The organism is Porphyromonas levii DSM 23370, assembly GCF_000379925.1.
GTDB classification, from domain to species: domain Bacteria; phylum Bacteroidota; class Bacteroidia; order Bacteroidales; family Porphyromonadaceae; genus Porphyromonas_A; species Porphyromonas_A levii.
Genome location: NZ_KB904268.1, coordinates 1 through 18,803, shown reverse-complemented (window position 1 = coordinate 18,803; position 18,803 = coordinate 1). Strand labels below are relative to the sequence as shown.

The 18,803-nt window shown below is 47.5% G+C and carries 16 protein-coding genes and 1 tRNA gene; 6 read left to right on the top strand and 11 right to left on the bottom strand.

Annotation, left to right across the window (positions count from 1 at the left end; genetic code table 11):
• Positions 1–345 precede the first annotated feature (345 nt).
• Complete coding sequence (locus A3GG_RS0107540) at positions 346–1,584, bottom strand: DUF4221 family protein (protein WP_169333156.1); 1,239 nt, start codon at positions 1,582–1,584, stop codon at positions 346–348.
• A gap of 257 nt (positions 1,585–1,841) precedes the next feature.
• On the opposite strand from A3GG_RS0107540, the gene A3GG_RS12090 reads away from it, so the two are divergent.
• The 6 genes from A3GG_RS12090 to pckA all read left to right on the top strand — a co-directional run bounded on the left by A3GG_RS12090 (position 1,842) and on the right by pckA (position 10,260).
• On the top strand, positions 1,842–2,252 hold the full coding sequence (locus tag A3GG_RS12090) for a rhodanese-like domain-containing protein (protein WP_134849055.1): 411 nt from the start codon (positions 1,842–1,844) through the stop codon (positions 2,250–2,252).
• Between the two features lie 480 nt (positions 2,253–2,732).
• Positions 2,733–3,878 (top strand): iron-containing alcohol dehydrogenase, encoded by a 1,146-nt coding sequence (locus A3GG_RS0107530; protein WP_018358695.1) that lies wholly within the window; start codon positions 2,733–2,735, stop codon positions 3,876–3,878.
• Positions 3,875–5,386, top strand: coding sequence for a zinc-dependent metalloproteinase lipoprotein (locus A3GG_RS0107525; RefSeq protein ID WP_018358694.1), 1,512 nt, complete (start codon positions 3,875–3,877; stop codon positions 5,384–5,386). Before A3GG_RS0107530 ends, A3GG_RS0107525 begins: the two co-directional genes overlap by 4 nt.
• A 12-nt stretch (positions 5,387–5,398) precedes the next feature.
• On the top strand, positions 5,399–7,324 hold the full coding sequence (locus tag A3GG_RS0107520) for a hypothetical protein (RefSeq protein WP_018358693.1): 1,926 nt from the start codon (positions 5,399–5,401) through the stop codon (positions 7,322–7,324).
• Positions 7,321–8,475, top strand: a complete 1,155-nt coding sequence (locus A3GG_RS0107515) for an exo-beta-N-acetylmuramidase NamZ family protein (RefSeq protein ID WP_018358692.1) — start codon at positions 7,321–7,323, stop codon at positions 8,473–8,475. The genes A3GG_RS0107520 and A3GG_RS0107515 overlap by 4 nt, the downstream gene beginning before the upstream one ends.
• A gap of 174 nt (positions 8,476–8,649) precedes the next feature.
• The gene (gene pckA / locus A3GG_RS0107510) at positions 8,650–10,260 is read left to right on the top strand and encodes a phosphoenolpyruvate carboxykinase (ATP) (protein ID WP_018358691.1); all 1,611 of its coding nucleotides are present in this window, start codon (positions 8,650–8,652) and stop codon (positions 10,258–10,260) included.
• A 459-nt stretch (positions 10,261–10,719) separates the two neighbouring features.
• Here pckA and A3GG_RS13120 read toward each other — a convergent pair whose 3' ends face one another.
• The 10 genes from A3GG_RS13120 to A3GG_RS0107460 form a co-directional block, all read right to left on the bottom strand.
• Positions 10,720–11,052, bottom strand: coding sequence for a DUF6078 family protein (locus tag A3GG_RS13120; protein WP_248637667.1), 333 nt, complete (start codon positions 11,050–11,052; stop codon positions 10,720–10,722).
• Positions 11,053–11,401: 349 nt separating this feature from the next.
• Positions 11,402–12,358, bottom strand: coding sequence for an NAD-dependent epimerase/dehydratase family protein (locus A3GG_RS0107500; RefSeq protein ID WP_018358688.1), 957 nt, complete (start codon positions 12,356–12,358; stop codon positions 11,402–11,404).
• Between the two features lie 178 nt (positions 12,359–12,536).
• On the bottom strand, positions 12,537–13,538 hold the full coding sequence (locus tag A3GG_RS0107495; RefSeq protein ID WP_018358687.1) for an aspartate-semialdehyde dehydrogenase: 1,002 nt from the start codon (positions 13,536–13,538) through the stop codon (positions 12,537–12,539).
• A 24-nt stretch (positions 13,539–13,562) separates the two neighbouring features.
• Positions 13,563–14,231 carry a uracil-DNA glycosylase gene (gene ung, locus A3GG_RS0107490; RefSeq protein ID WP_018358686.1) on the bottom strand — a complete coding sequence of 223 codons (669 nt, stop codon included), beginning with the start codon at positions 14,229–14,231 and terminating at the stop codon, positions 13,563–13,565.
• Positions 14,228–14,914: a DNA alkylation repair protein gene (locus A3GG_RS0107485; protein WP_018358685.1), complete on the bottom strand. Its 687-nt coding sequence runs from the start codon at positions 14,912–14,914 to the stop codon at positions 14,228–14,230. The genes ung and A3GG_RS0107485 overlap by 4 nt, the downstream gene beginning before the upstream one ends.
• Before the next feature lie 4 nt (positions 14,915–14,918).
• Positions 14,919–15,926 carry an FAD:protein FMN transferase gene (locus A3GG_RS0107480; RefSeq protein ID WP_018358684.1) on the bottom strand — a complete coding sequence of 336 codons (1,008 nt, stop codon included), beginning with the start codon at positions 15,924–15,926 and terminating at the stop codon, positions 14,919–14,921.
• The gene (locus tag A3GG_RS0107475; RefSeq protein WP_018358683.1) at positions 15,916–16,875 is read right to left on the bottom strand and encodes a glycosyltransferase family 2 protein; all 960 of its coding nucleotides are present in this window, start codon (positions 16,873–16,875) and stop codon (positions 15,916–15,918) included. Before A3GG_RS0107475 ends, A3GG_RS0107480 begins: the two co-directional genes overlap by 11 nt.
• Positions 16,875–17,429: a DUF4199 domain-containing protein gene (locus A3GG_RS0107470; protein WP_018358682.1), complete on the bottom strand. Its 555-nt coding sequence runs from the start codon at positions 17,427–17,429 to the stop codon at positions 16,875–16,877. Before A3GG_RS0107470 ends, A3GG_RS0107475 begins: the two co-directional genes overlap by 1 nt.
• 125 nt (positions 17,430–17,554) lie before the next feature.
• A complete protein-coding gene (locus tag A3GG_RS0107465; protein ID WP_018358681.1) occupies positions 17,555–17,962 on the bottom strand; it encodes a DUF1573 domain-containing protein in 408 nt (135 codons plus the stop codon).
• Between the two features lie 291 nt (positions 17,963–18,253).
• Positions 18,254–18,335 (bottom strand) — tRNA-Leu (locus tag A3GG_RS0107460).
• Between the last annotated feature and the right edge of the window lie 468 nt (positions 18,336–18,803).

Below are 18,803 nucleotides of genomic sequence, written 5' to 3'. Positions count from 1 at the left end.
GACTCACGGACAAAATATTTTGGAGTCCATATGTCACAACATCAAAAGAGCCCCTATGATGATAATCCAATTGTCAGCTAATACCCAATGACCGAATCCTCCTCGAGAGGAGCATTTGGCATCCTCTCAAGTCAAAAATCCCCCTCAAATTGAGCCTTTTAAAGCTCAAAAAGAGGGGAAAATATGATAAGAGAAAGACTGCCCTGAACGAAATCCTCCTAAAAAACGGACGAAAAGGAGGATGAGAAAATCAAATATCTTCGTGCAACGGTCTCCTTTTATGTATACAATCAATAATAAAGAGTAAAAGAGAACGTTGTCCGTTGCGCTTTGAAGACCAACTGACTAGAATACTGGCGCGTAAGTATCGAAATAGATGTGGTGGTTGTCTCTGCTATTCTTTCTCTCAATATTTAACCCCTCAGACGATACGAAGAAAGAAGAAAAACCATACTCCTCAGGATGTGGTATAGTCCACTCCCCTATATAGTTCATATCCCCATCCAATACTACAACTACCATAGGTCTATACTCGGTATTTGTTTTCGGGTCTTTCTCCACTGGAAGTGTCGCAATCCTATAGATAAGGTCTCTGTATTTGTCATACAGCACTGTCGCATATCTGGGCTGTCCATTTCCCCACTCAATCTGGCTCATTTTAAGGAACTCTTTTGTCCCATCTTTGGGGATAATACTCTTAATATCGTAGGCACCAGCATACATGCCGTTGAGTTTTTTATCAGCAATATCCCAAGAATAAAGATTATGGTCAGCTGAATAGCTTATCAATAGCTTCCCCTCCTTATACGGAGCGATGCTTGTGTGTCTGAAGAAAAATCCGCCACCCCAATTGACCTCGTCATAGACTGGAGAAAATGGTATAGAGTAGTCGATAGCCTTGCTGATTAGATCAATACTGACCACAGACGGTACAAAACGTCCATCTAAAGGCACTCCCATTTCAGAGGGATCTGATCCCAGAAGAGAGATATACACACTACTCCCCACCTTTACCATAGGGTGTGCATAGTCGACGTATGGAACACCAAAGAATAGGGAGTCGAAAGTGGAGATATCATTACCTGCCTCCAGATGAGCTCCTGCAGCCTCTTCTATCGCTTCAAAAGGGGCTACGCTCCATTGTTTAGTCCAACCAGGCAAGGAAAACAATCGTAGACTAGAAGCATTATCATCAAAACACAAGATCGAATCATTGGAGAGTACCATAAACCCTAAGGTGCGCCCCGGGAAGCCAATAGCCGTAATAGACTTTGGCTTCACCTCTTCTTGAGTGCCTAGTTGATAGTTATAAATCTGATTGTTATCCGGATTCAGTAGACTTAACTGGTGCGCTCCCTCATCATAACATAGGTAAGACACCTTTGGCATCATCATTGTGTCGATAGCTAAAGAATAAGATTTAACCTTTTCAAATTGGACTTCATTATGGTAGATGTACCTACCCATATTGTCTTGAGCCTTTGTTTCTCCACATGAGAGAACGGTACAGATGAGCATAAAAGCTATCAGAATACTCGTTCTTCTACTGTGTTTGCTGTTTGTGGTTGAAGACTTAAGTATCATATTCTTCAATGTTCGCATAGTTAGAAGACGGAGTTTTAATTAATAATTACGCTTGTAATCCTCTTGAGTCGTAAAGGTACGTAAAAATTGACTAACACCAAAAGAAATATAATTGGGTTATTGATGGTAGGTGTAGAGGGAACGGGGGCTGGGCGGAGTCATATCTAAACATTATTAGTTCGGTGTGTGTTATAGATTTGAATGTTATTTCATAGAGAAGATATAGGAAAATGAACAAACTTTTTTACGTATTAGCAATGAGTTTATTATCATTTCTGATGGGCGCATGTGGCACTCCAGAGGGTGTGGAGAATATGGGTGTGGAGGCGTTTAGCAAGGCTATTGCCTCAGACAAGGTGCAGCTTGTGGATGTGCGTACCGCAGAAGAATTTGCAGAAGGACATATTGAAAAGGCACAGAATATTGATGTCACCAGCGGTAACTTTATGCAGAAGGCGACTTCTTCGCTTGATAAGTCGCACCCAGTATATGTTTACTGCCGTACTGGTGGCAGAAGCATGCAAGCCGCTACTATGCTAGCCAAACAAGGTTTTCAGGTAAAGAATCTCGACAGTGGTATCGTAGGCTGGGTGGGCGCAGGCAAACCAGTAACAACGAAGTTAGTAAAGCAGCACGAGAGGGATGTTATCTTTGATCTGACTGTCTAGTCTCTATCTTTGGGATAATCCCTTGGACGGGCACTGGAATATCTACCTCGGCATAACTTCCTAAGTAATACAACGACTCACCCCTCTGTAGATTCATCAAGACGATTCTACAGAGGGGTGAGTCGTTGTATTAAGGGGAATAGACCTGCGATGAATGCTCTTAAATTGCTGAATATAAATGTAATAAAGTTTTGTCGCCATTGCCATCACTCTGGATAGCGCAAGTAGCGAAATTTATTCCTAGGAATAAATAAATTTATTTGTACAGATAAATATTTTTATTCCTAGGAATAAATTTTCTTGCTCGCGCCATTCGTTATGGGTGCTCGCCTAATAGTGTTTTGGTTATCGGTATCGTTTGGGGTGGCGGGTCTAAATGGTTTTGTTGGAGGGAGGTATATGGCTTCTCTGTGGCTATATCATGGGAAATTGGTACCTTAGTGGCTAGTTATTAATGATGTATATCAAGGAGGCTTATTGATGAATAACTTTACTTTTTGCAATCCCACGAAGATTGTCTTTGGCAAAGGGAGTGTGGGGCGTTTGCGCAATAATATACCAGGAGGAAGCAAAGTGTTACTGACCTACGGAGGTGGTAGCGTACAGAGGAATGGAATCTATGACCAAGTAATGGCACAACTAGAGGGGATTTCTGTAGTACCCTTTGGCGGCATTGAGGCTAATCCCGACTGCTCTACCGTAGATCGTGCTATTGAGGTAGCTCGACAGGAGGGTTGTAACTTTGTGCTTGCTGTGGGCGGGGGCTCCGTGATAGATGCTAGTAAGGTGATTGCCATGGGCGTAAAGGCGCCTATGAGTAGCTGGGAGATGGTGAAGAACGGCTACAGGGGAGAGACATTGCCCTTAGGCGTGGTGCTCACAGTACCAGCTACGGGATCGGAGATGAATTCGGGTGCAGTGCTCTCCAATAGAGCACTAGAGGAGAAGTTCGCTATCACTTGTCATCATCCTCTCTTCTCTATTCTGGATCCTACCTATACCTATACTCTCAGTAGCCATCAGGTGGCTTGTGGGGTGGCAGATGTTTTCATGCACATATTGGAGCAATATTTGACAACTACAGGTCAGAGTGGCGTGATGGATCGTATGGCGGAGGGCGTACTCCTCAATCTACTTGATATTGCTCCTAGTCTGATGAAGGGCAATACGGACTACGATGTGGCGTGTGAGTATATGCTTTCGGCTACCTTGGGGCTCAATTATATGCTTTCTATGGGTGTAGAGCAAGACTGGCTCACCCATTATATCGGTCATGAACTTACGGCACTTACGGGGACTACCCATGGTGCATCTCTGATGCTGGTATTGCCTGCTGTGATGGAGGAATTTAGGCAGGAGAAGGGCGGGAAAATAGTTCAGCTCGGTCGGCGTGTCTTTGGCCTTACCGGGTTGAGCGAAGAGGCGACAATAGGGGCAACAATACAAGCCGTGGAGGACTTTATCCATAGCCTTGGCTTGGCAGCTTCTATGAAAGAGGGCGGTATATCTGTGACGGTTGCTGAGGAGGTGGCTACTCGGTTTGAGCACCGAGGCGGAGTCCTTGGAGAACGAGGATTAGGTACGCCCGAGAGGATACGAAATGTGATTAGAAGGTCTATGCGATGAAACGAAATCTCAAGAGCATGCTTCAATGGGGCGTAGCACCATTGGTGGTACTCCTTGTGGCACTAGGTGGCTGTGCGAAGAGCACGCAGATAAAGGGGCTAAGTGCTTCGGTGGAGGAGCTATTGGCGGATCAGAATGGTAATCCTGTAGATACCATGCGGGCACTGGGTGTGGTGGTTTCTTCGGACGAACAGTGGAAGGTGTCGAGCAACGTATCGTGGCTGACCACGAATGCACAGATGGGCGGTATTTCTCGCACAGTAGTGGGGGTGAAGGTGCAGCCCAATCTATCGGGACAAGAGCGTATGGGGGTGCTGACATTCGCTACTACCAAGGAGCAAGTGGAGGTCCGAGTGAAGCAAGCTGGCGGACACGACATAGATATCAGCACAGTGCAGTATGAGATACCTGTGATATTTCATGTGCTCTACAATGAAGAGGACAAGGTGGCAACCGATACACTGCGCAGAAAGTATGTCCTTAATAGTACAGATGCGCAGAGGATACTAGAGTATGTCAATGAACTGTATGGGCAGCGTCCCAAACTGGATGGTAATACTGAATACCGTGGCGTAAAGAGATGGAGCGATCCAACATCTCCGGCGGAGAATTACTATATGCCCAAAGAGACGAATATACGTTTTGTATTGGCTACGGTAGATCCTAAGGGTAATCGTATAAGCCCCGCCGGAGTCCATGCTGTGGCAATGCCGGAGAAGTCTCTTAAGCCCACCGATGTGATGAATGATAAGTCGGGAGGACGATTTCACTCCATGGCGTGGCCTATCAAGTCGTATGTCAATGTATTTGTCTTCCCATTTACACGAGAAGGGGATGCTAATCAGATTACCCTTGGTATCTCTCACCTCCCATTTGCGCTTAGTTCGGCTCCGATAGAGGGACTAGCTCAGCTTACCCCAGCAGACGAGGCGAAGATAAAGACGGCGGGTGGACTGGATGGTTTTAGTAACTATAATCACTGTGTGACCATTAATGCCGATGCTTTCGATTGGCTAACGTGGCGGTATGCCTTCTTGCGGGGTAACCTTGGGAAGAATACTATTGCGCACGAACTAGGACACTATCTAGGGCTCTATCATACCTTCTCCGAAGTTCAGGGAGGGAATAATACTATCATCCTCGATAGCTGTGAAGACACAGATCATTGTGCCGATACAAAGACTTACAACCGTAAGAAGTACGAGGAGAATAGGCGCTCGATTATAGCTTCTGGCAATACGAGTGTACTGGAGTTTGCTGGGCTACTGAAGCGTAATGACTGTAGTAGTGGGCGATTTGAGGCGACCAATATCATGGACTATGACTATACGCATAGTGATGAATTTACCCCCAATCAGATTGCGCGTATGAGGCAGGTGCTCTACAATAGCTATACAGTGCCAGGCATTAAGGTTGCGTCTCCCAAGAGTCCTATGAGGAGTAACGCGGTGCCCGTCTACGTAGAAGCAGCACCTCGAGCTACCTCGTGTGCGATTCACAACCACTAATAGGGCGAGACTTTGAAGCAATTCTTAGTAGTTATTAATTTGCTTATCCTACTGGGGTTACTTAGCTCATGCGAGTCTAAGCAACCTTATGTAGGCGTGATAGTGGTGGATACCGACTTGCCCACCATGTACAAGGGTCAGCTGCCCATAGGGGTTACGCTGGATCCTGGTAGCGGTGGGCGTGACCTCCTCAGCCGTAATCTCCTTATCAATGGAGGCTTTGAGCTTGCCACTCGTCCAGCGAATGTGGGCTACGATGCGGCAGAGCGGGTAGCGGTAACCCCCAATGGCTCTAGGCTCTTTTACCCTCTTCCAGACCAGCACTATGGTTGGGAGGTTCTGGGTGGAGCTATTTCGGTGGCTAGCGGAATAGATAATCACTACTTGTCTATCACTGCGTCGAGCAATGACTCTATAGTGGCTTGGGCTCAGACAATACAAGGCGGAGCGATGGAGCAGGGAGAGCGCTTCGACTTCTCATGCAGAGGGCGAGCTGTGGGTAGTGCTACCCTATACGCTTCTCTAGTGGATGACTCACTGCGAGTGGTGTCCAATAGAATTGCGCTCACACCAGTAGAAGATTGGACAATATATAAAGGTGTGCTGACCACTACGCAATACGCTCCGAGTACACGGCTACTATTGGAGGTGGAGGTCGCTGAGGGCGAGGCGTACTTGGTACAGCGTGATAGCATGAGTTACTGGAGCAGTAGCCGACGTGCCGTAGTGGAACTAGATGACTTCGCTTTGCAGCGTAGCGGAGGTGCGATTAAGGCTGGTGTGAGTGCCGACTTGTATGCTTTGCTGAAAGACCTTGAACCTGCCTTTCTACGTTATCCAAGTGGCGCTACTGCCAATGGACTGATGCCTGGAACCTACCCTCTGCATCTCGACTCCCTGAAGCAGAAGAGTCTGTGGACGCTTCGGGAAAATGAGTTGACAGGAGATTTCGGGTACGCAGAACTACTTCGGCTAGCTAAGGAGATAGGGAGCGCTCCGGTGTTGGTTGCCAACTTCGGCTTTACCGATCCCTCTACCATTCAGCGGGTGGAGGATATTAAGGAATTGCCCAGTCGTATTGCTTATATCGACCGACTGATACGGCGAGGGCGGTCGAGTAAGGTGACGATACAGCCAGGGTATAATCTCACAGGTCTGGAGTACGACAGACGCTTTGCAAAGCTACTTGAGGAGCTGGAGCCAAAGTACCCCGACCTTCAGATTATCAGTGCTGGCAATAGGATGGAGTACCAGAAGTATAGTGATTATCCTTACGACTTGATTCTGCCTGAAGTGAGTTATGATAACCTTGAGGAGGTAGACTCACTAATCGTACACAACGACCAACTACTCTTCCCGCACTTGGTGAGTGAGGTGAACTTCGATAAGCACTACGATACAGGGTACTTCCTACCACCCCTGGCTCTACGTGCTGCGTTTCTTATCTTGGCAGAGCGGAGGACGCCTTACCTCCTAACGCTTGGGATTACTCCACTGCTCTCCTCCAACATAGAGCAAGACTACCCTATCATAGAAGTCGTGGGTGGTGCTTATAGACCTACTCAGTTGTATGATTATCTTATAGACTTCAAGACATTTAGGGGCGCACATTTGCATCGGGGGGATATGCCTGAACCCCTCTCGAGTGATATCATCCTATCTATTACTTCCGATGAGAAGACAGGGAATTATTACCTTAAAGCGGTGAATATGACACGTCACCCGCTCAATTATCAGATAAAGCTAAAGGGGCAGAATCGCGATTTTGCACGTGTGGAGATAATATCCTACACCTCTGCTCAGCCATCTACAAGTAGCGACTTGGAGGGCTTCACCCACTATGTGCGCAAGGTGGCGGAGGAGAGTTTGAGCCTTCAGAGCTCCATGAGTTATCTATTTGCTCCTTTCGAGGTAGTACTTTTCAAGTTTGAGCCATGAGACAATTCCTTTTACTCCTCCTATTATTCCCTTTACAAGCTATCGCCCAAGTGCAGGTTGGTGCAGACCAAATAGATCAGATCCTGACGCATGCCGAGGGCAAAAGAGTAGGGATGACGGTGAACCATACCAGCCTCCTCTCCGACGGGCACACCCATGTGGTGGATACGCTCATTGCTAGCGGGGTAAAGGTGATAAGGCTCTATAGTCCGGAACATGGGCTACGTGGTCACGTCGATGCGGGTGCTAAGGTCAGTTCAGGGCGAGATGCCAAGACCGGATTACCGGTGGTGTCGCTTTATGGTACGCATAAAAAGCCTTCGCCCAAAGACCTTTCAGGGATTGACCTAATGATATTTGACATGCAGGATGTGGGTGTCCGCTTCTATACCTATATAAGTACGCTTACCTACGTCCTAGAGGCTTGCGCAGAGCAGGGTATCCCTTTACTGGTGCTAGACCGACCTAATCCGCATGATTGTATTGATGGTGCGGTGAGGAAGAAGCACAAGTACCGCTCCTTCATTAGCCTGCTCCCCATCCCTACTGTGCATGGGCTCACACTAGGTGAAGCCGCTTTCATGATGAATAATGAGGGTTGGCTGAGGAATAATGTTCGGGCAAAGCTCTCCGTTATTACTGTAAAGGGCTGGAAGCATGGCGAGGATTATTCGCTCCCAGTACCGCCAAGCCCCAATCTCCGAACCGATAGGGCGATTCTTTACTACCCTACGCTCTGCTATTTCGAGGCGACCACCTGGAGCGAGGGTAGGGGTACCGATGCACCTTTCGAGCAAATTGGCTATCCCGACAAACGGATAGGCGACCATACCTTTACCCCTATCGCGATGAAAGGGGCTACTTCTCCCAAACACAAGGGCATGCTATGCTATGGCCCCACTTTGCAGTTGCGTGAGTGGCATAAGGGTATCAACCTAGAGGTAATCATAGAAGCGTACCAAGCCAGCAAGCAATATGGCATCGACTTCGTCAATAGAAAGTCTACCTTCAATCTCCTAGCGGGCAATGGCACACTCTACCAGCAAATCATGGCTGGTCTCTCGGCCGAGGAGATACGGCAGAGCTGGGCAAAAGACCTTGATGCCTATCGGGCACTGCGAGCTAAGTACCTGCTATATCCCGACTACTAACCATTGGTTTTCTGAGTATTCGCTCTTCATCGCCCCTCGCCTATTCGTGAGGGGAACTACTCAATGGAGAAATAATTACTTAAATCGTTGGTGGGGATACTATTATTACGTATCTTTGTGCTTAGTAAGTAAGATAGATTGAGATTCAAATAACATGTATCAAACATTTTTAATATGGCAAAGAACGTCGATTTAACTAAGTACGGTATCACTGGATCCACTGAAGTCATCTACAATCCTTCGTATGATCAGCTTTTCGAGGAGGAGACTCGCAGTGATTTGGAGGGTTTTGAGAAAGGACAAGTATCCGAGCTAGGTGCTGTAAATGTCATGACTGGTGTATATACTGGTCGTTCACCTAAGGATAAGTTCTTCATCATGGACGAGGTATCTCGCGACACTGTATGGTGGACTTCAGATGAGTATAAGAACGATAATAAGCCAGTAGATGAGAAGCACTGGGCTACAATCAAGAAGATTGCTACGGATGAGCTCTCTAATAAGCGCCTATTTGTTGTAGACGCTTTCGTAGGTGCCAATGAGAATAGCCGCCTCAAGCTTCGTTTTATCATGGAGGTAGCTTGGCAGGCTCACTTCGTAAAGAATATGTTTATCCGCCCAACCGAGGAAGAGCTTGCGAACTTCGGTGAGCCAGACTTCGTGATCCTCAATGCTTCTAAGGCTAAGGTGACTAACTACAAGGAGCTAGGTCTGAATAGCGAGACTGCGGTTGTCTTCAACCTAAAGGAGAAGGTACAGGTAATTATCAATACTTGGTATGGTGGTGAGATGAAGAAGGGTATGTTCTCCTACATGAATTACCTCCTCCCTCTCAATGGCATGGCATCTATGCACTGCTCTGCTAATACCAGCAAGGACGGCAAGGAGACCGCAATCTTCTTCGGTCTGTCAGGTACAGGTAAGACTACCCTTTCTACCGATCCTAAGCGTCTACTCATCGGCGACGACGAGCACGGATGGGATGATGATGGTATCTTCAACTTCGAGGGCGGTTGCTATGCAAAGGTCATCAACCTAAGCAAGGAGAGCGAGCCAGATATCTACAACGCTATCCGCAGGGATGCACTTCTCGAAAACGTTACCCTAGATAAGGATGGTAAGATTGACTTCGCAGATAAGTCGGTAACCGAGAATACCCGTGTGTCTTACCCAATCTACCACATTGAGAACATTGTGAAGCCGGTCTCTAAGGCTGGTCATGCCAATAAGGTTATCTTTCTATCGGCAGATGCATTCGGCGTACTTCCTCCAGTCTCTATCCTCAATGCAGAGCAGACTCAGTACTACTTCCTAAGCGGATTTACTGCAAAGCTCGCAGGTACAGAGCGCGGTATCACTGAGCCAACGCCTACATTCTCTGCTTGCTTCGGTGCAGCGTTCCTATCGCTCCACCCAACGAAGTATGCCGAGGAGCTTGTGAAGAAGATGCAGGCAAATGGTGCCAAGGCATATCTCGTGAATACCGGTTGGAATGGTACCGGTAAGCGTATCTCTATCAAGGATACCCGTGGTATTATCGATGCTATCCTCGATGGTTCTATCGACAAGGCTGAGACGCGCGAGATGCCATACTTCGGGTTCAATATCCCACTAGCCCTTCCTGGTGTAGACCCAGCAATCCTCGATCCTCGTGATACCTACGCTAACGCTAGCGAGTGGAACACCAAGGCTGAGGACTTGGCTAGCCGCTTTATCAAGAACTTCGAGAAGTTCACTGGCAATGCTGCTGGTAAGGCTCTCGTAGCTGCTGGCCCAAAGCTGTAATAGTCTATTACACTAATAAGCATAGTAAGAGCTGCCCACGTCCTGTGGGTGGCTCTTTTTCTATGCTCGAAACGCCAACTACTAGGGTGGGTCGTGGGGACTTCTTGAGAATGTTGCACGGTGGTGAAATACAAGGCACTGAGACTGAGACTGAGGCTGACGGGAGCGTACTCACGTACGTGACCGAAGCCGAATGTCGAAAGTAACGCAGTAGTTCGCCACCGTGCAACAGTCTCTTCTTGGGCTTCCACCTCAAGCTCCTCACCTATCTATCGGCTGGTACAATAGTTTTCCAAAAAACTTTCCAGCTTTGGAACGGTAGGTTTCCAACGGTGGAAACTTTTATTTCCGTCGACGGAAACTTTTGTTTCCAACGGTGGAAACTTTGCTTTCCATCGACGGAAACTTCACGTACCTACGACGGAAAGTTTCCTGTCTATGGTTGGTAAGGGGATGATCCTACGAATGAAGGAGTTCGTGCGCAGCCTTGCCCTCTACTCTTGGGGGCTTGGTGTAGTGCTCTTCGTACGTGATGTACCGAGGCTTACTCCCTGGTGCCGCGGAGTCGAAGATGTGGGCAATCAGCTCCTGTTCCTCTGGGCTTATGGCTTCGTAACCACAGCGCATGCGTGTAATGGCGCTTTTGCTGAAGTGGGCACTAAGCTCTGACCTGATGTCCCGCCACTGAGCAATGGTCAAGTCATCGTAAGTCCACACGAGTCCTCTCGCAAAGCGCCTCAGCTTGTATTCGTGGTAGTTGGGGCAATGGTCGTAACCTCCGGCTTTTTCTATGAGGCGGGGGGTTGGTAAGGGATAGGAGTTTAGCTTCGTGTTCTATCTCTAGGAGGGCGTTTTGCCATAGCGTGCAGGATTCTCTGCGAGGGCAGTTCGGTGTGTAGCAACTGAAGTATTCCATTCTGTATGTCGTATATGTGGTGAAGGTGGAGCGTGTGTAGCGCTCCGTCATTGTCGTAGTTTGTACGCTGAAATGCGTGTAATAAAATATGCTTATCATCCTTCGCAAATATACTTATTTATTTGCTACTCCTCCCATAATCACGAAGGATATAGCCTACAAATGTAGAGCTCCTCTACCATTGCGGTAGAGGAGCTCCTCGTATTCCTTCCTCTGAGGTTGTGCTTACTTATTGAAGCGCTCTTTGAGGACGCGTATCATGTCGGTCGTCATCGTCTCGAGATTGTACTTAGGGTTCCAAGCCCATTCGTTGCGAGCGCAACTATCATCGAGGGAGTTAGGCCAAGATTCTGCGATAGCTTGGCGAAGAGGGTCCACTTCATAGGTCATCTCGAAGGTTGGAATCTCCTTCTTGATGGCTGCATAGATGTCACCAGGCTGGAAGCTCATGCTTGCAATGTTGAATGAATTGCGGTGAACGAGCTTGGTAGGATCAGCCTCCATGAGCTGTACCATAGCATTGAGGGCATCGGGCATATACATCATATCCATGTAGGTACCCTCGGCAATTGGGCATACAAACTTGCCCTCTTGGACTGCCTTGTAGTAGATGTCTACGGCATAGTCGGTGGTGCCACCTCCAGGAGGCGCTACATTGGAGATAAGCCCTGGGAAGCGTACTGAGCGCGTATCTACGCCAAAACGGCGGAAGTAGTAGTCGCTAAGGAGCTCGCCAGATACCTTGGTGACACCGTACATAGTGGTAGGGCGCTGGATGGTGTCCTGTGGTGTCTTGTCTTTAGGCGTAGCTGGTCCGAAGGCGCCAATAGAGCTAGGAGTGAATACAGCACAGCCCATTTCACGTGCTACCTCTAGGGTGTTGAATAGACCACCTAGACCAATCTGCCATGCTAATTGTGGCTTGGCTTCAGCGACTGCCGAGAGAAGAGCTGCTAGATTGTAGATGGTATCTACATTGTACTTCTTCACTACGTCTGCAATCTGCTGAGCATTGGTAATGTCTACCTCCTCACAAGGACCGCTCTCTAGGAGCTCCTTCTTTGGTGGCTGAGCCTTGATGTATCCTGCTACTACCTGACCATCTGTGTAGATGCCACGGAGGTGCATGGCTAATTCTGTACCAATCTGCCCGGTAGAACCGATGATAAGAATATTCTTCATACGAAATGAATGTTAATGTGTGTGATAATTTCTTTGGCGCAAATGTAGTAAAAATATGCGAGATGGCGGAGAAAAGCGGCTATAAGTGGCTATATAGCAATTCCCAGAGAGAAGAATGCAGGAGCGCAAAGTATCACTCTCTTTGCGCTCCTGCTTACGGATGTGTTGATGCTTACGCTTACTTATGGCTGATCAGGTATTCGGCTATCTGAATGGCGTTGAGGGCAGCACCCTTTCGGATCTGATCGCTGACGCACCAGAAAGCTATACCATTGGGGTTGGTGAGGTCTTTACGAATGCGACCAACGTATACCGGATCCTTACCAGATAGGAATAGTGGCATGGGGTATTCTTTCTTGGATGGTTCGTCGATGAGTACTGCTCCGTCGGCTTCCCGTATAGCTTCTTGGACTTGTGCCACGGTGAGTGGCTCTTGTGTCTCTACCCAAATGGCTTCGGAGTGAGCGCGTAGTACGGGCACTCGGACGCAAGTGGCACTGACGGAGATCGGGGATTCCATGATCTTCTGTGTCTCATTAATCATCTTGAGCTCCTCCTTGGTGTAGCCATTCTCGGTAAACTGGTCTACCTGAGGAATAAGGTTGAAGAGTAGTTGATAGGCGAATTTCTCTACCGTGGTCTCTTTCCCCTCGGCGTACTCATGGGTCTGATGCTCCAGCTCCTCTATACCAGATTGTCCTGCACCACTTGCACTCTGGTAGGTGGCAACGTGTACCTTGGTGATAGGGGATAGATTGCGGATAGCCTTGAGCGGTACCAACATTTGGATGGTAGTGCAATTGGGGTTGGCAATGATATTCCTTGGGGTCTCAAGTGCACGGTGCGCATTCACCTCAGGGACAACTAGAGGGACATCGGTATCCATTCGGAAGGCGCTCGAGTTGTCTATCATGATGGTGCCATGCTTAGTGATGGTCTCGGCAAACTCCTTAGAGGTGTCACCGCCAGCGGAGACAAAAGCAATGTCTATACCCTTGAAGGCGTCACCGTGCTGGAGAAGCTCTACTTCTATTTCCTCGCCTCTGACAGTGTACTTGTGCCCAGCACTTCGCTTCGACCCAAAGAGTCGGAGCGAGGTATATGGGAAGTTGCGCTCCTCTACGAGCTTTATTAACTCTTGACCAACGGCACCTGAGGCACCTACTATTGCAATATTCATCTTTGTCTAATCAGTCTAAAAGGGTTACTTAATCCACTGAATAGGGCGTTTGCCTCTACTCATCAAGTAGTAATTGGTTTGCGAAAAGGGTTTTGTCCCAAAGAAACCTCGGTAGGCGGATAGCGGTGAAGGGTGAGGGGCTTTTAGCACCAAGTGCTTCGTTGTATCTATCTGCCATTCTTTTCGCTGGGCATCACTGCCCCATAGTATGAAAACAATCCCTTCGCGCTTTTTGTTGAGCAGCTCGATGACTTTATCTGTCAGAATCTGCCAGCCGAAGGAGTGGTGAGAGCGAGGTTGGTGTGCCTGCACCGTTAGTATGGCATTGAGGAGCAACACCCCTTGCTCTGCCCAGTGTGTGAGATCGCCACTGGTGGGTGCTGGTAGCTGCAGGTCATCCGAAGCCTCTTTGAATATATTTTGGAGGGATGGGGGCAGTGGGACACCTTCGGGTACGGAGAAGCTAAGCCCCATCGCCTGCCCGGGATTGTGGTAAGGGTCTTGTCCTAAAATTACGACCTTTACTTCGTCAAAGGGCGTAAGGTTGAATGCGTTGAATATCAGTGATGCGGGTGGATATACCTCGGTGGTCTGATAGGCTTGCCTTACCCATGCCGTAAGTTTCTCAAAGTAGGGCATGTCGAAATCGGGCTGTAGTACTTCCTGCCACGATGGGTGAATAGCTACTTTCATACCCCTTTCTCCTCTATGATGGTAATGATATCTGTGGCTAGCCCCACGACTACCATGTCGCCCTTTGAGCACACTTCTTCGCAGATGGTACGGACATTCAGATCCGGACGGTTGTAGACAATCCGCTGAAGGGCATTATATATAATGGTAGGGAGATACTTACTACACTCTGAAAAGTCCTCTATTATCATTGGGGATAGCCTATCGAATAGCTCTGGGGTTAGGCGCTCATCATTCGTAAGATGGTTGAGCAAGAGGTAGGGGACTACTGCTGACGGTGTGTTGGGTGCGTACCGCTGCTCGAATAGAGTAGACAGTAGCGAAGGGGCAAACGGTACAAACCGAAGGAGACGGAATACCAGCTGTTCGGCGACTTCGAGCGTTGGGACTTCAGAGGTTAGCTTTAGTGCTTCCGTGGTAGTGAGCGTGCTGGGCTGCCTAAGGAAGAGGGAGAGTAGTTTCATCTCTCGCACGTCCTTGCTCCACATGAGGTCGGCCAGTTCTTGATCGTTGGGAAGCGTCTCTGCTATCGCTTTCAGCCGAAGGATATTGACGCCAAAGTTGATCTTATACTCCAGCCCTAAGTTTCTTTGGTGGCTAGATGTTTCTCCGTCCATTGCTCGGCGCAGTTGTATTCTCAGTTGCTGCAGAGTGTCGTGCCACTTACCTTCGTCGTGTGTCATGCCTTTAGTCCTCTAGTTCTATTAGTTCAATGCCGCTCTCGTAGGTCTGGTAGTTACCCGTGATACTATCGATATAGATCAGGCATACCTTGAGTTGTGGTTGGTGTGCTAGTATTGCTTTGCTTCGCTCCAAGCCTAGAGCCATAAATGCAGTAGCCCAAGCATCGGCTTCCATACAGTTTGGCGCTACCACCGTGGCGCTAAGGATGTTTTGGTGCGCAGGTAAGCCAGAGCATACATCAATAGTATGCGCTACTTTCTGTCCGTCAACTATCTTGAAGTTGCGGTAGTCTCCACTGGAAGCCATCCCCTCACCATCGCAAATGTCCACGGCATATACAATCTCATTGACCAATCCCGTATTGTCCTCAATAGGCTTGTTTATCCCCAGCCTCCAGCACTTACCGCTGGGATTAAGCCCTTTGGCTACAATCTCTCCGCCAATCTCCACTAGGTAATTTTCCACGCCGTTTGCTTCGAGCGTGCGCGCTACGAGGTCTACTACATAGCCTTTGGATAGCGATGAAGGGTTGAGCTGTATCCTTGGATCGGTCTTCAGCAGAGTGTCTCCCAATATGGTGAGCTTCTGCCAGCCTACAAATTCGGCAATACTATCTATCTCCTGACGAGTAGCTTCCCGAGTCACCCCTTTCTTGGTGCCGAAGCCCCAAATGTCGAAGTAAGGGGCACCTGTAATATCATAGACACCGTCCGTTATGGAGCTTACCTCTAACGCTTTCAGCACCACCGTTTTAAGCATGCTATCTATCGTGGAGCTCTCATTGCGATTGACTCTTGAGATGAGAGTAGTGCTATCGAACGGATTGAGCGAAGCATTGAATGCCGACATCGTGCTATCTATCTCTCGTGTGAGTTCCCTATCCGACTGGTAGGTGATATTGTAAAGGGTGTGGAAGCGGGTACCGCTTTCACGGAAATACTGGGCATCTTTATGACCACAGCCCAAAACTACTATGGTCAGTAGAATAGTGAGTAGCACTTTATATTTCATCTTTGATGATATAACTATTACGGTTGGGAGACTGCCGAGCCAGCAACTCTCCAATAAATCCTGTGAGGAAGAGCTGTACGCCGAGTATAATGGCAAGGATGCAGATATAGAAATAGGGCAAATCTGTTACTAATCGTGCTGGGATGCCCTTCTGCAGCGCAACAAACTTATAGATAAGAATGCCCATGAGCGCAAGGAAGCCTATAATAAACATGACACTGCCCCAGAGCCCGAAGAAGTGCATCGGCTTGCGACTGAATTTGCCAGTAAACCATAGTACAAGTAGATCTAGGTAACCATTGACAAACCTACTCATGCCAAACTTCGTATGCCCGTACTTCCTCGCCTGATGCTGAACCGACTTCTCCCCAATATTTTCAAAACCAGCTAGTTTAGCCATATAGGGTAGGAAACGGTGCATGTCGTTGTACACCTCAATATTCCTAACTACATCCCCTCTGTAGCTCTTGAGACCGCAGTTGAAGTCGTGGAGTTTGATACCTGAGAACTTTCGAACCGTTGCATTGAATAGCTTGGTTGGCAGAGTCTTATTGAGCGGGTCGTACCTCTTCTTTTTCCACCCGCTTACTACGTCGAAGCCGTCCTCCACAATCATACGGTAGAGCTCAGGAATCTCATCGGGCGAGTCTTGCAAGTCGGCATCCATAGTGATTACCACATTGCCACGACAGTGCTGAAAGCCTACTTGTAGCCCAGGGGACTTACCATAGTTGCGGATAAAGCTAATCCCCCTCACGTTGGGGTCTCTCTCTCTTAGTTCCTGTATCACTTGCCAAGAACCGTCTGTGCTACCATCATTGATAAAGAGCACCTCATAGCTCACGCCCATCTCGGTTACTACACGAGTAATCCAGCTGTGTAGTTCTCTGAGCGATTCTTCTTCATTGTACAGAGGAATCAGAATAGTTAAGTCCACCCTATTATCCATTATCTATTGCTCTTTTTTATGACCAGTCCTATTATATATATGTATATAAGTCCATTGAATAGAGCCTGCATGGCAATGGCTCCTGACACTCTCACAGGTGTGATGTTCCTAAGACTTGCGATAGCCTCCCCATCCTGATCCATGTTTTGCTGTACAATCTGTGTGACTATCTCGAATGATTTTTCCATTGTCTCCACAAATGTAGGATCCTTGAAGAGAAGCGTAGTCGCAATGAAATAGGATAGAAATCCTATGCCAATGGCAAAGATATAGGTCCACGAAAGGTAGCTTACAATGTGCATATACCTTATGCTGCCACCCATCTGATGATCTCTAAACCTCACTCCTAATATATATAGCATAACAGGGACGCCTATTATCGAAGCCAAAAGTAACAAGGAGGATAAGCTTCCCAGTTGGTACAATAACAGTGCTATTGCCTGAGCCATAAATAGTAACCCTACCTTTAGCCCATCGTACATTGCCAATTGTAGGAAGCTTTTTCTCTGCTCTATTGCTTTCCTCAAAGGCTCTTCACCTTCCTTCCAATCCATCCTATGCTCTATATTCTACTATCATCCTAAAAAAGAACCCTCTCAAGCAAATATTCCATTTGCCAAGAGGGTTTCGCTACAGTTAATCCCAAGACATCCGCTTCTAGCTAAAGCGATTGTCCAATTTACTTTACTACTTCACCCTTAATGGTTAGTACCAGTGGCCCCTTTTTGCCATTGCTGTATACGGAAACCGTCTTGGTGAAAGGGTATACCCTACCGGTAGGGTTGTATATCACCGTCACTTCTCCACTCTTTCCTGGAGCGATAGGCTCTTTGGTGAATGAAGGGGTTGTGCATCCACAAGAGGAGATAACGCGTGTAATCACAAGAGGTGACTTGCCGGTGTTGGTTACTACGAAAACGTGGCTCACATCTCCATCACCCTCCTTAAATACCCCGAAGTCATGCTCAGTCTCCTTTGCCTCAATCTTTGCTGCATTGCTGTCGTCTTGAGCATACACTACCTGCGCGCCAAAAACTATAGCGATGGCGAATAGTAGAGGTAGTACAAGTTTCTTTACACTGTTCATATTTATATTCTCTTTTCTTCTAGTCAATGGCCGGTGACCAGTTTGGTCTTGCCCGATTCATTACCTTCCTTATCTTTTCGACGATCCAATGGAGTAGAGGTTTAACCTCTCTGTTTCCTGAAGACCTTCTCCGCCACAAATCTACCACAAAATAAGTAAATCTCCCAAGTATGGTCGCCCTGTGGTATTAATAAAGCATAAAAAGAAAGCTCTGGGATGTTCAGACACATCTCAGAGCACCCAAAACCAAAAAACTTACAATCTACTAAAACGTGTGAAACACGTGAAGTGTGCGGCTGAAGGGACTCGAACCCCCACGGATTGCTCCACTAGATCCTAAGTCTAGCGCGGCTACCAATTACGCCACAGCCGCAAAATTGTCCATCCCCAGTAGAAAGCTCTCTTTCTGATTTTGCTCTGCAAAGATACAATGAATATTTTAATCCGCCAAATATTTGCCCCAAATATTTTCGTTGCTCCTTTGCTACGTCATTGTAAGTGTTAGATTGTCAGATGGATAAATATATATGCCATAATATGACAATATAGAGCAAAGAATCTCACTAGCGCGAGCACTCATTATGGCTAGCGCCTAGATTCCGCAAAGTATGCGTTAGCCCCTGATTATTAGTAGGTGGCGCTATTGATAATTAAAGCCCTGTATTCAAGGAGAATACAGGGCTTATGTCCAGATTTTTTTGTATCTTTATGTTCGTATAGATATTACAAAAAATTATAGAGGACTTGTTATGGCAAAGGTACAATTTATTAGCACAAATCGCAAGACTGCAATCGGGGGAGCTCAATTTTTCATCTCATATTGGGAGAAAATAGGCATGTC